12 protein-coding genes and 1 pseudogene are annotated in these 15,012 nt (G+C 71.7%); 5 read left to right on the top strand and 8 right to left on the bottom strand.

The window, feature by feature from the left end:
* Positions 1–510: 510 nt before the first annotated feature.
* The 3 genes from ACWC91_RS18145 to ACWC91_RS18135 form a co-directional block, all read right to left on the bottom strand.
* Positions 511–1,380 carry an inositol monophosphatase family protein gene (locus ACWC91_RS18145; protein WP_281154235.1) on the bottom strand — a complete coding sequence of 290 codons (870 nt, stop codon included), beginning with the start codon at positions 1,378–1,380 and terminating at the stop codon, positions 511–513.
* 145 nt (positions 1,381–1,525) lie between these two features.
* Positions 1,526–3,352: a gamma-glutamyltransferase family protein gene (locus ACWC91_RS18140; RefSeq protein ID WP_450643950.1), complete on the bottom strand. Its 1,827-nt coding sequence runs from the start codon at positions 3,350–3,352 to the stop codon at positions 1,526–1,528.
* Positions 3,353–3,409: 57 nt separating this feature from the next.
* Positions 3,410–4,177, bottom strand: a complete 768-nt coding sequence (locus ACWC91_RS18135) for a hypothetical protein (RefSeq protein ID WP_450643951.1) — start codon at positions 4,175–4,177, stop codon at positions 3,410–3,412.
* A 228-nt stretch (positions 4,178–4,405) separates the two neighbouring features.
* Between ACWC91_RS18135 and ACWC91_RS18130 the strand changes: the two are divergent.
* The 5 genes and pseudogenes from ACWC91_RS18130 to ACWC91_RS18110 form a co-directional block, all read left to right on the top strand.
* Positions 4,406–4,603: pseudogene (locus ACWC91_RS18130) on the top strand (Scr1 family TA system antitoxin-like transcriptional regulator); the annotation flags it as partial.
* On the top strand, positions 4,578–4,805 hold the full coding sequence (locus tag ACWC91_RS18125) for a DUF397 domain-containing protein (RefSeq protein WP_450643952.1): 228 nt from the start codon (positions 4,578–4,580) through the stop codon (positions 4,803–4,805). The pseudogene ACWC91_RS18130 and the gene ACWC91_RS18125, both read left to right, overlap by 26 nt.
* Before the next feature lie 127 nt (positions 4,806–4,932).
* Positions 4,933–6,099: a DUF4190 domain-containing protein gene (locus ACWC91_RS18120; protein WP_450643953.1), complete on the top strand. Its 1,167-nt coding sequence runs from the start codon at positions 4,933–4,935 to the stop codon at positions 6,097–6,099.
* Positions 6,100–6,181: 82 nt separating this feature from the next.
* Positions 6,182–7,246, top strand: a complete 1,065-nt coding sequence (locus ACWC91_RS18115) for a lipoate--protein ligase family protein (protein ID WP_225078232.1) — start codon at positions 6,182–6,184, stop codon at positions 7,244–7,246.
* 263 nt (positions 7,247–7,509) lie between these two features.
* Positions 7,510–8,202, top strand: coding sequence for a hypothetical protein (locus ACWC91_RS18110; protein ID WP_225078233.1), 693 nt, complete (start codon positions 7,510–7,512; stop codon positions 8,200–8,202).
* A 43-nt stretch (positions 8,203–8,245) separates the two neighbouring features.
* Here ACWC91_RS18110 and ACWC91_RS18105 read toward each other — a convergent pair whose 3' ends face one another.
* The 5 genes from ACWC91_RS18105 to ACWC91_RS18085 all read right to left on the bottom strand — a co-directional run bounded on the left by ACWC91_RS18105 (position 8,246) and on the right by ACWC91_RS18085 (position 14,949).
* Positions 8,246–9,772, bottom strand: coding sequence for an NCS1 family nucleobase:cation symporter-1 (locus tag ACWC91_RS18105; protein ID WP_225078234.1), 1,527 nt, complete (start codon positions 9,770–9,772; stop codon positions 8,246–8,248).
* A gap of 111 nt (positions 9,773–9,883) precedes the next feature.
* On the bottom strand, positions 9,884–10,903 hold the full coding sequence (locus tag ACWC91_RS18100; protein ID WP_141356869.1) for a TIGR03842 family LLM class F420-dependent oxidoreductase: 1,020 nt from the start codon (positions 10,901–10,903) through the stop codon (positions 9,884–9,886).
* 11 nt (positions 10,904–10,914) lie between these two features.
* Positions 10,915–12,315 carry a dihydropyrimidinase gene (gene hydA, locus ACWC91_RS18095; RefSeq protein WP_450643954.1) on the bottom strand — a complete coding sequence of 467 codons (1,401 nt, stop codon included), beginning with the start codon at positions 12,313–12,315 and terminating at the stop codon, positions 10,915–10,917.
* A 49-nt stretch (positions 12,316–12,364) separates the two neighbouring features.
* Complete coding sequence (locus tag ACWC91_RS18090) at positions 12,365–13,207, bottom strand: nitrilase-related carbon-nitrogen hydrolase (protein ID WP_376504835.1); 843 nt, start codon at positions 13,205–13,207, stop codon at positions 12,365–12,367.
* A 155-nt stretch (positions 13,208–13,362) separates the two neighbouring features.
* On the bottom strand, positions 13,363–14,949 hold the full coding sequence (locus ACWC91_RS18085) for a PucR family transcriptional regulator (protein WP_450725966.1): 1,587 nt from the start codon (positions 14,947–14,949) through the stop codon (positions 13,363–13,365).
* Between the last annotated feature and the right edge of the window lie 63 nt (positions 14,950–15,012).

Below are 15,012 nucleotides of genomic sequence, written 5' to 3'. Positions count from 1 at the left end.
GCAGCGCAGCCCTTGGGATGGGGAAGCCCTTGGGGACGGGGCGACCCCGGGAAGGGCGACCTTCGGGGTAGGGGGGCCGGGGACAGGCCGGCCCCGCAGGCCCGGGCCGGAGTCCGGCGCCGTGATCCGGTCGGCTGGCGCACAGAGGCGGGGCGGCCCGCGCGGCGGGGCCGGAGGCATCCGCCCGGGTGGGAGGGCGACCGCGCCCGAGCTGCCGGGCTCGGGGCACGCCCAGCAGGGCGCCTCGCGCCAAGCGGCAGGCGGCAGGCGGCAGGCGGCAGGCGGCAGGCGGCAGGCGGGGAACCGGAATCACCAGGACGAGCCACTGACACCGGACAGGCCGGGGCGAGGCCGGTGGCCGGCCGGGCTTGCCGGGATCAGGGGGCCGAGGCCCAGCGTGACCGGTCTCGCCGGGGTCGGGGCAGGCGCCCGCCGTGCCCGAACTCGCCAGGGTCGGGGCAGGCGCCCGCCGTACACGGACTCGTCGGGATCAGGCGCCCGGGGCGGGCCTTACACGCCGGGCGAGGGGGTGTGGGCGTCCGGGGCGGTGAGGAGACCGGTGATGCGGCGGGCCGTCGCCGTGTCTCGCGCCGCTGTGAACGGCAGGGTGTTGCCGCCCGTGATGCGGAAGGGGGTGCCGGTCAGGGTCAGGTGGGTGCCGCCGGCCTCCTCGACCAGGAGGAGGCCCGCCGCGTGGTCCCAGGCCGCCTCCCAGCAGAAGGCAGTGGCGTCCAACTCGCCCCGGGCGACGGCCAGATACTCCAGTCCCGCCGACCCGCAGGGACGTGGCGCGACACCGTCCGACCACAGGCCGCGCAGGGCCCGCTTCTGTTCGTCCGTCGTGTAGTCGGGGTGGGACGTGGCGACTTCGAGCGGCCGCCCCGGCTCGGGCGCACCGCAGCGCAGGGGTACGCCGTCGAGGAACGCGCCCTGACCCCGTACGGCCGTGGCGAGTTGGTCGCGCGCCGGCGCGTACGTCCAGGAGGCGAGCACGACGCCGTGCCGGGCGAGGGCCACCAGGGTGCAGAAGCCGGGGTCGCCGTGCACGAACTGCCGTGTGCCGTCGACCGGGTCGACGATCCAGACGGGGGCGTCGCCCCGTACCGCCTCGTAGACCGCCGGGTCGGCGTGCACCGCCTCCTCGCCGACCACGACCGAGCCCGGCAGCAGGGCGCCGAGCGCGTCCGTGAGGTACCGCTCGGCCAGCCGGTCCGCGTCCGTCACCAGGTCGTGCGGTCCGGACTTCTGGTCCACCTCGTGCTCCGCCAGCCGCCGGAAGCGGGGCATGATCTCGGCCGCGGCGGCCTTGCGGACCGCCTCCTCCACGTCGGCCGAGTGACGTGCGAGAAACTCTTCGATGGTTTCCGTCTCTTCGATCATGTCTCTATGAGACCATGCCCCACTGACATTCCCCGCCGGGCCGGTGCACTCCGGATGGAATCGGCGTGAACACCCGTCATCGGACATCCGGGCACCGTCCGGTGGACGCCCGCGGCCGGCGTGTGCCGGACGCCGGCCGAACACCTCACCGGCCGACCGCGTACCCGTGCATCCCCCGCGGGTTGGCGGCCGCGGACAGGATGCCGGTCTCGGGGCAGCGGGCGACGGCGCACAGGCGTCCCTCGGACCACGGCCCGCCGACGGTCACGTCATGACCCCGGCGTCGCAGCTCGCGGACGACCTCCGCGTCCATGCGGGACTCGACGGTGACGCTGCCGGGCCGCGTCCCGCGCGGGTAGAAGGAGCCGGGGAAGCTGTCGTTGTGCCAGTTCGGCGCGTCGATGGCGCCCTGGAGGTCGAGGCCGCCGCGGACGGCGGCGCGCAGCGCGACCGCGAGGAGGAAGTGCAGCTGCCACTGGTCCTGCTGGTCCCCGCCGGGCGTGCCGAACGCCATGACGGGCACCCCGTCGCGCAGCGCGATCGAGGGGGTGAGGGTGGTGCGTGGACGGCGGCCCGGCGTCAGCGAGTTGGGCAGGCCCTCCTCCAGCCAGGCCATCTGGAGCCGGGTGCCGAGCGGGAAGCCCAACTCGGGCACGACCGGGTTGGACTGGAGCCAGCCGCCGCTGGGCGTGGCGGCGACCATGTTGCCCCAGCGGTCGACGACGTCGATGTGGCAGGTGTCGCCGCGCGTGCCGCCGTCGGCGGCCACGTCGGGTTCGCCCGGCACGGGTGACGCGGGGCTCTTGGCGAACGTCGGCTCGCCGACGCCCATCGCGTCGAACTCGCCCTCGCCGGTGGCCACCGCGTGCGCGTGCGTGCTCAGCCGCGGGACGCGCCCGCCGGGGCTGCCGGGCCGCAGCTCGTACGAGGCGGCGTCGCCGACCAGCCTCCGCCGCTCGGTGTTGTACGGCGCCGACAGCAGCTCCGCCAGCGGCACCTCGGCGGCGTCCCCGTACCAGGCCTCCCGGTCGGCCATGGCGAGCTTGCAGCCCTCGATGAGCAGGTGGACGTAGTCGGCGGAGCCGTACGGGGGCAGTTCGGACGGGAGGAGGGCCAGTTGCTGGAGGAGTACCGGACCCTGGCTCCAGGGGCCGGCCTTGCACACGGTCCAGCCGTTCCAGTCGTACGTCGCCGGAGTCTCGTAGGTCGCGGACCAGGCGGCGAGGTCGGCGGCCGTCAGGGTGCCGGTGTGCCGTTCGCCGCTGGTGTCCAGCGTCGGCCGCCCGGCCTGCCGGACCAGCGCCTCGGCGATGAAACCGGTGCGCCACACCTCCCGCGCGGCCTCGATCCGCGCCTCCCGGTCCCCCGCGCCCGCGCTCTCGGTGAGCACCCGCTTCCAGGTGGCGGCGAGCGCGGGGTTGCGCAGCAGCGTGCCGGGGCGGGGCGAGCGCCCACCGGGCAGGTAGACCTCGGCGGACGAGGTCCACTCGGTCTCGAACAGCCGCCGCACGGTCTCGACGGTCTCGCCGACGCGCTCCACGGGCGCGTGCCCGTGCTCGGCGTACCCGATGGCGTACGTGAGGACGTCGTCGAGGGACTTCGTGCCGTGGTCGCGCAGCAGCACCGTCCACGCGTCGAAAGCGCCCGGTACGGCGGCGGCCAGCGGGCCGGTGCCGGGTACGAGGTCCAGCCCGAGCGCCCGGTAGTGCGCGACCGTCGCCCCGGCCGGGGCGACACCCTGCCCGCACAGCACCCGCACCTCGCCGCCGGCCGGGGCGAGCAGGATCGGCACCTCACCGGCGGGGCCGTTCAGGTGCGGCTCCACGACGTGCAGTACGAAGGCCCCGGCCACGGCCGCGTCGTAGGCGTTGCCACCGTCCTCCAGCACGGCCATCGCCGACTGCGAGGCGAGCCAGTGGGTGGAGGACACCATGCCGAAGGTGCCCTGGAGCGTGGGCCGGGTGGTGAACATGCGGTGTCTTACCTCGCTGTTTCCGCGCGTCGGTCGGTCCGGGCGAACGACCTCATCTCACCGCACGTCCGCCGGTGGCTCAATCCTCCCGGCGTACGCCCCCTGGTTCTCCTCACCTACATGCTGCTCGAACGTGAGGTCGGCGCCGCCGTACGGGATCAGGAAACCGAAGTCCAGCCGGTGACTCCTGATCCGATACGTCTTCGCGTCCAGGACCAGCACTTCGTCAAGGCCGGAGAGCGTCAACTGGGCATCCTCGACGGCCACCCCCGCCTTGCGGAGCTGTTCAGCCGTCGGATCGAACTCGCGCTTCGCCTTCTTCGCCCAGGCCCGGTCCGCGACGGCACTCAGCTTGCGCTTGCCGCTCGCGACGTGGAGTTCCACCGTGCCGTCGCCCGTCCCGATCACCTTCACGTCTCCCCCGGCGGCCTTCGCGTACGTCCGGAATTCTTCGACGACCGCTACCGGGTCCTCGACCTTGTTCCGCATTTCCGGGTCGGTGACGGGTGCGTGCTTCCAGGGCGTGTCACCCTCCCTGAGGTAGGCGGTGCCGCCGGCGACGTACATCTCCTCGTTCTTCCTGGTCCCCTTGCTGGTGGTGGTGACGCCCTCGGACCGCAGCACCTCCGGCTTCATCGAGCGCCGGACCGTGGCCCGGTAGGTCGCCGCGTTCTTCTGCCCCTGGAGAGTGAGCCCCTCCTCCCCCTTCACGGAGAAGGTCCAGGCGGGCTCCTCGGCCATCGCCTTCGCCGCGAGGTCGAGGAAGTCCAACGGCGACTCGGGCGTCGCGGACGGCTCGGGCGTCGCGGACGAAGGCGTCGCCACCTCGGGGCTTCCCGCCTCCCCGACCGGCTTCCCCGCGTCAACTCCACATGCGTCCAGCGAGAACACGAGTGGGAGTACGAGCACAAGGGCACACCGGAGGCGAGTTCGCATGGACCTTTTCCTTACGTCACGGCGGAGCGGCGCGGACTGTACAGCAACACTCGGCCGCGATCATCCCGACGGTCATTCCGCGCATATCGACACACACGACGGCTCGTCCTCGACCTCATCACTTCAGAACCCGGACGCCCGCCCCCGGTCTGCACAGAGGCGCTGCACGGCGGCGACACCATCGATGATCCAGCCCTCGTGAAGGAGTACCGCAGGTCGTACGATCTGCTCAGGGCCGCCGCACTGCCTCCGGAGGCGTCCCTCGCCCTGATCGAGGAAGCGGCTGAGGATGACCGAAACGGCAAGCGGCGGGATCGACTTGAGCACGGCCGTCTGGCGCAAGAGCAGCTGCAGCAACGGCGACGGCGGGAACTGCGTCGAGGTCGCCGGCGGTCTCACGCGGGTCGTCCCCGTCCGCGACAAGCTCTCCCACGGCCCGGTTCTCACGGACACGGCCCCCGCCTGGACGTCGTTCGTCACCGCTCCGAGGAACGCTTCCGCCGCACAGACTTCGTAGGCGCCGACCGGCGCTTCCGCACAACGGCTCGGCGTCATCCCCTTGGGCGTGGTTCGCTCTCACCGCGTCTTTCTACGCGCATGAACTGGCGCTGGGTCTCCGTTGTATCGAGAAAGGCTCAGAATCCGTGTCGTTTCCCCCGCCGTCCCATCCTCCTCAGCCACCCACGTCCGCGCCGGGCCCAGGACAGCCCTGGGGACCGCAGTGGAACCCGGCGGGCCAGCCGGTTCAGCCGACGCTGAACGGCTTCGCGGTCACGGCGCTGGTGACGTCACTGGTGTGCCTCGCACCCCTGGGATTGATATTCGGCATCGTCGCGCTGGTGCAGATATCCAGGAAGGGACAGCGGGGCAAGGGGCTCGCGATTGCCGGGATCTCCGTCTCCGGTGCCGTTCTGCTGCTGGCCGCCCTCGTCGCGGGGACGGCCGACTTCAAGGTGTGGACGCTTCCCGGCAGAGACAGCAGCGGCGAGGTCACGAGAAGCGGGTGGACCACGATCCTCTCACTCCGCACCGGTGACTGCTTCAACCCGGGCACCGAGATAGAGCGGGACAAATCAGCGCTGAATGACGCGAGTGTGGAGCTGGTGCCGTGCGACACGTCGCATCGAGGGGAGGCGTACGCCTCCTTCACGCTCTCCGGACAGCGGGACTTCCCAGGCACCGACACGATCGCGGCGATCGCGATGCCCCGGTGCGCGAAACTCTTTCTCGACTACTCGCTCGACCCGGTGGCCTTCGGGCCGTTGCAGACCTACTACTACTATCCGGCCGAACGGAGCTGGGCAGCCGGGAATCGCACCGTGCGGTGCTGGGTGGCCCCGAAGGGCGACGCGGAACTCGACACCACGGTCAAGCGCGACGCGTCCGACCTGGACTCCGGTCAGCTGGCCTTCCTCTCCGCCGTGAAGCCGCTGAACACCGCGGGCGTGCTCCGTCCGGCGGAAGGCCCCCGGCAGGACCTCGCCGGAGCAAAGGCCTGGGCCGGCCGGATGGCCGAGGCGCAGGCCGAGACCATCCGGCTGCTCAAGGACGCCGACCTGTCCGGGGCGCAGCGGCCGGCCGGACAACTAGTGGCGGAGCTCGAAGCGGGGCTGCCGTTCTGGCGGCAGGCCGCCAGGGCGTCCGACGCGGACACCTTCCTCGGGCATCTGCGCTCGGTGGACGAGCACAACGGAGACACGTACGTCCGCCGGATCCGAGAGCAGCTGGACCTGCCCCTGCCCAGCGCACAGCCGACGCAGGCACGCCACGACGGGGCCGCTCAGGCATCCACCGCTCCGGCACCCGTGTGACCTTGCCCGCTCCCGCCCGGCCCGCGGGAACACCGTGGGAGCCCGCGGTGTTGGTCTGCTGCGGCAGATCGGAGGTCGGACGGTGCACGGTGAGTACAAGGTCCCCGGCGGCAAGCTCGTCGTCGTGGACGTGGAGGTCGAGGACGGCTCGCTGCGGCACGTGCGCGTGGCGGGCGACTTCTTCCTGGAGCCGGACGAGGCCCTGGACGCAGTGAACCGCGCGCTGGAGGGCGCACCCGCGGACACCGCCGCGGCGGGCCTGGCCGCCCGGATCGACGCGGCGCTGCCCGAGGGCACCGTGATGTACGGGCTGACGTCCGAGGGCGTCGGGATCGCGGTGCGCCGCGCGCTGGCGCACGCCACGGACTGGACGGACTACGACTGGCAGCTCGTCCACGAGGGCCCGCAGTCCCCCGCGCTGCACATGGCACTGGACGAGGTGCTGACGGCGGAGGTCGCCGCTGGCCGGCGTCCGCCGACCCTGCGCGTGTGGGAGTGGGCCGCGCCCGCGGTGATCATCGGCAGTTTCCAGTCGCTGCGCAACGAGGTGGACCCCGAGGGGGCGGCGCGGCACGGAGTCGAGGTGGTGCGCCGCATCTCCGGCGGCGGCGCGATGTTCGTCGAGCCGGGCAACACGATCACGTACTCGCTGTCGGTGCCGGAGGCGCTGGTGCAGGGGCTGTCCTTCCAGGACAGCTACGCCTACCTGGACGACTGGGTGCTCGGCGCCCTCGGCGACATGGGGATCCGGGCCTGGTACCAGCCGCTGAACGACATCGCCACCGACCAGGGCAAGATCGCGGGCGCCGCGCAGAAGCGGATGGTGGGACCGGGCGGAGGGCCCGGAGCGGTGCTGCACCACGTGACCATGTCGTACGACATCGACGCCGGCAAGATGCTGGAGGTGCTGCGGATCGGGCGGGAGAAGCTGTCCGACAAGGGCATCGGGAGCGCGAAGAAGCGGGTGGACCCGCTGCGCCGGCAGACCGGGCTCGCCCGTGAGGCGGTCATCGCGCGGATGGTGGAGTCCTTCCGCGCCCGGTACGGGCTGACGGTCGGCAAGGCGACCGACGAGGAGCTGGCCCGCGCGCGGGAGCTGGCGCGGACGAAGTTCGGTTCGGAGCGGTGGACGGCGCGGGTGCCGTAGTGTCCACGCGCGCTGTCACCGGCCCCGACTGCTCGGCGGGGACGAGGAGTTGCTCCGCGCGGCCTCAAGCGTCCGGCTCCGTTCCCCCCTCCCTCCGTCAGGACATAAACGGCAAACGGTGCGTCAGGAGCGGGCGGCCGTAACCGCGCGGGCACGGAGCGGAGTACCGCTTCCGCCACGCGGGGACTCGTGTGACACTGAGGTCCCGTCCGCGGTGCGGAATCGATCCCCACCGCGTCCGTCCCCCACACGAGAAGTGCGCCGTGCGTGAACTTCCTCTCCCCCTCGCGCTCACCGCGCGACTGAGTCCGGTCGTCGTGCTCGCCTGCGCGGGCTGGGCGTTGACGTCCGGCCCGCTCGCCGCCTCCCCGGCCGCCGCCGGTCCCAAGGCCGCACAGCAGGAGGACCGCGGCGCCGGCGACGGTGCGTCCTCCGAGCCGTCCGCTCCGTCGTCGACCGCGGTGACCAAGACGTACGCGTCCGCCCCCGCACCGTGCACCAGCGTCGCCGAGAAGACGATCACGTCCCTGGTGCCGGGTGCCAAGACGGCGGGCAAGGAGATCCCGTCGACGGACACCAACGTGCGCCGGACCTGCTCCTGGAACGCGCTCAAGGACTACGACTACCGCTGGCTCGACGTGTCCTTCGAGATCATGGCGACGGACGAGGCGGCGCTGAAGTCGTACGAGCAGCGGACCACCGACAAGAGCGGCGGCGGGGCCGTGCCCGGTCTCGGTGACAGCGCCTACTCGGTGGTGAACCTGACCACCGAGGACAAGCAGGAGACCCGCGAGGGCGTGGTGCTGGCCCGCGCCGCCAACGCGATCGTGGTCGTCACGTACAACGGCAGCGACTTCGAGTCGAAGAAGGCGCCGAGCACGGACGAGATCAACAAGGGCGCCATCAAGGCCGCCAAGGAGGCGATGGCCGCCCTGGAGAACGGTCGCACGGGCTGACCGTCCTCCCCGGGCGGTGAAACGCTTCGGACGGTGACGCGCGTCAGACGGTGGCCCGCTGCCGGCCGCGCGCCGCCATCAGCAGCAGGTACAGCACCAGCGAGGTGCCCAGGCCCACCGCCCAGCCGTAGTCGGCGAGGGACTTCAGGGCCGGGATGGGCCGGCCGTCGATCAGCGGGTGGAAGTCCGCACCGCCGATGGCCAGCACGCCGCCCACCACGAAGGCCACGACCGCCCGCCAGTTCCAGCCGCCCTCGTACCAGTAGCGTCCGCCCGCGCGGTACAGGTCGGCCAGGTCGAGCCGGGAGCGCCTGAGGACCCAGTAGTCGGCGATGAGGATGCCGGCGACCGTGCCGAGCAGTCCGCCGACCAGGCCGAGCCAGGTGAAGATGTAGCCCTGCGGGTCGGCGTACAGCTTCCACGGGCACATCACCACCGCGAGCACGGCGGTGACGAGGGCGCCGGTGCGGAAACTGACCTTGCGCGGCGCGACGTTGGAGAAGTCGAAGGCCGGGGAGACCATGTTGGCCGCGATGTTGACCGACAGGGTCGCCACCAGCACGGTGACCAGCGCGTACACCAGGCCCACCACGTTGTCCGTCTTCGCCGCCAACTGCACCGGGTCCCACACAGGTTCGCCGTACACGGCCTGGGAGCCGGAGGTGACCAACACGGACAGGAACGCGAACAGGGTCATGGTCGTGGGCAGTCCGAGCGCCTGGCCCCGGGTCTGCGCCTTCTGGCTCCTGCCGTACCGGGTGAAGTCCGGGATGTTCAGCGACAGGGTGGACCAGAAGCCGATCATGCCCATCAGGGAGGGCGCGAAAAGTTTCCAGAAGTCCGCTCCCCAGCCCAGTTTCGACGGCTGGTCGAAGAGCGGGCCGAGTCCGCCGGCCTTGCTGCTCATCCACCACAGCATCACGAAGGCGCCGACGAGCACGAAGGGCGCCGCCCAGTTCTCGAACCGGCGGATGGTCTCCATGCCCCGGTAGATGACGGCCACCTGGATCAGCCAGAAGATGGCGAACGAGAGCCACATCGTCCAGGCGTGGCCGCCCACCTTCGCGGCGTCCGTCCAGCCGCTGCCGATCAGCTTCCCGGCGAGGAAGTAGATCGCCTCGCCGCCGATCCAGGTCTGGATGCCGAACCAGCCGCACGCCACCAACGCCCGTACCACGGCGGGCAGGTTGGCACCGCGCACGCCGAAGGAGGCGCGGGCGAAGACCGGGAAGGGGATGCCGTACTTGGGTCCCGCGTGCCCGGTGAGCAGCATGGGGACGAGCACGATCAGGTTGGCCAGGGCGATGGTGAACACCGCCTGCTTCCAGTCCATCCCGACGGCGATCAGACCGGAGGCCAGGGTCCAGGAGGCCGTGTTGTGGGCCATGCCGACCCACAGTGCGGAGAAGTTGTACGTGGTCCAGGTGCGCTGGGCGACCGGGACGGGCAGCAGGTCCGCGTTGGCGTAGGGCCCGCTGGGCGGCGGAGTGCCGGGGGCGATCTCCACCCGCCCGTCGGGGAGGGTGACCTGCGCGGACGGCGGTATGGCCGGAGGAGCGGTGTCGGTCATGGGCAGCCCAATCGATGAGACGGGTCGAAACGGGGCGGTGCGGGCGCCCGGCCCCTCCTCGGGGAGGCGGGGAGGGGGGACAGAGGGGGGATGGGAACAGCGCTCGGGGACTCAGGAGTTGACGGCCGGGATGATCTGCTGCCCGTACGCGTCGATCACGGCTTCCTGCGCGTCGTGCATGTCGTACACGGCGAACTGGTCCACGCCCAGCTCACGCAGCGCGTTCAGCTTCTCGATGTGCTTCTCGACCGGTCCGACCACGCAGAACCGGTCGACGATCTCGTCCGGCACGAACTGCGTGTCCGGGTTGCCGCTGCGCCCGTGGTGGGCGTAGTCGTAGCCCTGGCGGGCCTTGATGTAGTCGGTGAGTTCGTCGGGGACGGCGGCGGAGTGCTCGCCGTAGCGGGTGACCAGGTCGGCCACGTGATTGCCGACCATGCCGCCGAACCACCGGCACTGGTCGCGGGCGTGGGCGAGCGCCTCGGGCGAGTCGTCGGCGGTGACGTACGCCGGGGCGGCGACGCAGATCTTCACCTCGGACGGGTCGCGCCCGGCCGCGGCCGCCGCGTCCTTCACGGCCTTCACCATGTACTCGGTCAGATAGAGGTCGGCGAGCTGGAGGATGAACCCGTCGGCCTCCTCACCGGTCATCTTCAGCGCCTTGGGGCCGTACGCGGCCATCCACACGGGCAGTTCCGCGCCCGGCTTGATCCACGGGAACCTGATCACCGTGCCGCCGAGGTCGGCCTCCTCGCCCCTGCCCAGCGCCCGGATCACCTTCATCGCCTCGCTGATCCGGGCCAGGGTGTTGGGTTTGCGGCCGGCCACCCGCATCGCGGAGTCGCCGCGGCCGATCCCGCAGACCGTGCGGTTGCCGAACATGTCGTTGAGGGTGGCGAAGGTGGAGGCGGTGACCTCCCAGGTGCGGGTGCCGGGGTTGGTGACCATGGGGCCGACGGTCAGCTTCTCGGTGTTCGCGAGGATCTGGCTGTAGATCACGAACGGCTCCTGCCAGAGCACGGCGGAGTCGAAGGTCCAGCCGTAGCGGAAGCCGTTGTGCTCGGCGCGCTTCATCAGGCTGACCACGCGCGAGGCCGGCGGGTCGGTCTGCAGGACGAGTCCGAAGTCCATGGGCGGCACTCCTAGTCGAGGTACTGGCAGGTGGAGCGCGGGGTGTAGGCGCCGTGCCCGGCGCGCCCGGTGTACTCCCGCTCGGTGATGACGGGTACGCCGCGGGAGAACACGGTCTCCACCCGGCCGGTGATCCGCCTGCCCTCGTACGCCGAGTAGTCGACGTTCATGTGGTGGGTCTCGGCGGACATGACCTGCTCGGCGTGCGGGTCGTAGATGACGACGTCCGCGTCGGCGCCCGGCGCGATCGTGCCCTTCTTCGGGTACATGCCGAACATGCGGGCCGGGGTGGCGCAGGCGATCTCGATCCAGCGGCGGCGCGAGATGTGCCCGTCGACGACGGCCTGGTGGAGCAGGTCCATCCGGTTCTCCACGCCCGGCATGCCGTTGGGGATCTTGGAGAAGTCGCCGCGGCCGAGTTCCTTCTGGCCGGTGAAGCAGAAGGGGCAGTGGTCGGTGGAGACCACCTGGAGGTCGTTGGTGCGCAGGCCCCTCCACAGGGCCGCCTGGTGCTCCTTGGGGCGAAGGGGCGTCGAGCACACGTACTTGGCGCCCTCGAAACCGGGCTCGGCGAGGTTGTCGGTGGACAGGAACAGGTACTGCGGGCAGGTCTCGCCGAAGACGTGCAGTCCCTGGTCGCGTGCCCTGGCCAGTTCGGCGACCGCCTCCTGCGCCGAGACGTGCACGACGTACAGCGGCGCGCCCGCGACCTGGGCGAGCCGGATGGCGCGGTGGGTGGCCTCGGCCTCCAGCAGGGCCTTGCGGACCTCTCCGTGGTAGCGCGGGTCGGTCTCGCCACGGGCCAGTGCCTGTTCGACCAGGACGTCGATGGCGATGCCGTTCTCGGCGTGCATCATGATCAGTCCGCCGTTGTCGGCGGCACGCTGCATGGCGCGCAGGATCTGCCCGTCGTCGCTGTAGAAGACGCCCGGGTAGGCCATGAACTGCTTGAAGGAGGTCACGCCCTCCTCCACCAGGAGGTCCATCTCCTTGAGCGTCTCCTGGTTCACATCGGAGACGATCATGTGGAAGCCGTAGTCGATCGCGCAGTTGCCCTCGGCCTTGGCGTGCCAGGCGTCCAGGCCCTCGCGCAGGGTTCCGCCGACGGTCTGGATGGCGAAGTCCACGATCGTGGTCGTGCCGCCCCAGGCGGCGGCCCGGGTGCCGGTCTCGAAGGTGTCCGCGGCGTAGGTGCCGCCGAAGGGCATCTCCATGTGGGTGTGGCCGTCGACCCCGCCCGGGATCACGTACTTGCCGGTGGCGTCGATGGTCCGCTCGGCGGTGAACGCCCCGGCGGCCGGGGTGCCGGAGGCGGCGAGGGCGGCGATGCGGCCGTCCTCGATCAGGACGTCGGCGTGGATCTCGTCGGCGGCGGTGATGACGAGGCCGCCGCGGATGACGGTGCGGCTCATGCTCCCTCTCCTTCCGGTCGGGTGTGCACGGTGGGTCGCGGGTCCCCGGTCAGGGCGCGGTCAGCGGCTCGTACGTGCCCGGGGCGCGGTCGCGGTAGAACTGCCAGCGGTCGCGGACCTCGCGCAGCTTGGCCAGGTCCAGGTCGCGCACGACGAGTTCGGTGTCCTTGTCGCTCGCCGGTTCGCCGACGAACTGCGCCTCCGGGTCCACGAAGTACGAGGTGCCGTAGAAGTCGTTGTCCCCGTACTCCTCGACGCCCACCCGGTTGATCGCGCCGACGAAGTACTCGTTGGCGACGGCGGCCGCCGGCTGCTCCAGCTGCCACAGGTAGCCGGACAGTCCGCGCGAGGTGGCCGACGGGTTGAAGACGATCTCGGCGCCGGCCAGTCCGAGGGCCCGCCAGCCCTCCGGGAAGTGCCGGTCGTAGCAGATGTAGACACCGATCCTGCCCGCCTTGGTGTCGAAGATCGGCCAGCCGCTGTTGCCGGGCCGGAAGTAGAATTTCTCCCAGAAGCCCTTGACCTGCGGGATGTGGGTCTTGCGGTACTTGCCGAGGTAGGAGCCGTCCGCGTCGATTATGGCGGCGGTGTTGTAGAGGACGCCGGGCTGCTCCTCCTCGTACATCGGCAGCACCAGGACGAGGCCGAGTTCCTTCGCGAGCGCCTGGAAGCGCCGGACGATCGGGCCCTCGGGGATCTGCTCGGCGTACTCGTAGAACGCGGGGTCCTGGACCTGGCAGAAGTACGGTCCGTAGAACAGTTCCTGGAAGCACAGCACCTGGGCGCCCTGCGCGGCGGCGTCGCGGGCCGCCTGCTCGTGGACCTGGATCATGGATTCCTTGTCGCCGGTCCACGCGGTCTGGAAGAGGGCGGCGCGGATCACCTTGCTCATCGGGACCTCCACTCGCTGGATGTGCGGGGAGCGTAGAAAGCCGGCGGCTCCGCTTTGAGGTGCACCGTGTCACGTCTGCGGGGGCGGGGCGTGCCACCGTGTCACTCCGGGTCCGTCCCATGTCTCACCGCCGTTCTCCCGGCCGTTCTTCCGGCTCACTCCTGTTGTGCGTCGTGCGCGAGGAGCGCGATGTGCACCGAGGCGGCCTGCTCGAAGTCGTCGAGGTCCACCCCGAGGCACGCCTGTATGGACTCCAGGCGGCGGTAGAGCGCGGGCCGGGAGACGTGGTGGAGCTGGGCGGTGCGGGACTTGTTGCGGCCGGTGGCGAGGTAGGTGCGCAGCACGGCCAGCAGGTCGTCGTCGGCCCGGCGCAGCAGGCCGTCCAGTTCCCGCTCGGCGAAGGACTGTACGTGCGGGTCGTCGCGCAGCAGCCGGACCAGGCCGCGCAGGTGCACGTCCTTCAGGCGTACGACGGCCGGGAGGTCCAGCGCGGCGGCGGAGTCGGCCACGGCCCGGGCGACGTGCCGGGCCTCGCGCAGCCCGGCGGGCACGTCGTCCCAGACGGTGCGTGCGTCCGCGGCGGCGACGACCGTGCGGTCCGCGCCGGACCCGCCGCGCAGCCGGGCCGCGAAGTGCTCGGTGAGGGCGTCGGCGTCCTGGTCGCGGGCGAGGCTGAGCAGCACGGCGGTGGCGCCCTCGGCCAGCTCGGCGACCAGCCCGGGAAGGCCCAGCAGGCGCAGCAGCCGGTCGAGTCCGGCCACGTCGCCGTCCGGTACGACCAGCGGTACGAAGCTGCGCCGGTTGACCGGCAGCCCGGCGGCCCGCGCCCGGGGCAGCAGCTGCCGGGCCGGTACGGCTCCGCCCACGAGGTCGGTGAGCAGACTCTGCGCGGACTGCTCCTCCCAGGAGCAGCCGCCGTTGCCGCCGAGCATGCGGTGCAGGACGAGGGCCTCGGCGGCGCGGTCGGCCAGCAGCCGTCCGGTGGCGCTGTCGCCACGGTGGCCGCACAGCACGATCCGTCCCCACCGCTCCCCGCGTCCGCCCAGTTCGGCGCGGATCCAGCCGTCGCCCTGGCCGGCGCCGGCCTGCCGGGCGATGCGTTCCCAGTCCCGCAGCACGTCGTCGACCGCCGACCGCTCCCCCGCCGTGGCCAGGACGCGGTGGGCGAGGTTGGTGACGACGACGGGGCAGGCGCTGTGCTGGGCGATCTCGTCGAGCAGTGCCTGGAGCGGGGCGCCCGCGGTGATCAGCGCGGTGAGGGCGGTGCGTACGGTCTCCGACAGACTGACCGAGGCGAACTTGCGCCGCACCAGCCGGGACTGGACCTCCTCGGTCAGCTCGGCGAAGGGGAAGGGGCGGTGCAGGACGACCAGGGGCAGCTGGCACCGCTCGGCGGCCCGGCGCATCACGTCCGGCGGCGTGGGAAAGGCCCGGCCCAGGCCCAGTACGACGGCCGCGGCCTCCGCGCGGTGCAGGGAGCGGATGTACTCGGCCTGTTTTTCCTCGTCGCCCGCGAGCAGCACGCCGGTGGTGAGGACCATCTCGCCGCCGCTGAGCATCACGCCGACGTCGGCGGCCTCGGCGACGTGCACCCAGCGCACGGGCCGGTCGAGGTGGCCGGCGCCGGCCACCACCTCGGGCTCCCCCGCGAGCACCCGCTCCAGGGTGAGGACCTGGCGCACCGACAGGGCGGGTTCCGGCGGGTTCCAGGTGGTCGGGGGTGTCTCCGAGGCGGTGGTCATGTCGGCGTTCCCCTCTGCGTACGGTCCGGTTCGCCTCCGCCAGTGCCCCGGCAGGCAACGTTC

The organism is Streptomyces sp. NPDC001204 (assembly GCF_053598035.1).
The sequence above is the reverse complement of the archived record's forward strand: the minus strand, read 5'-3'. Positions and strand labels throughout refer to the sequence as shown.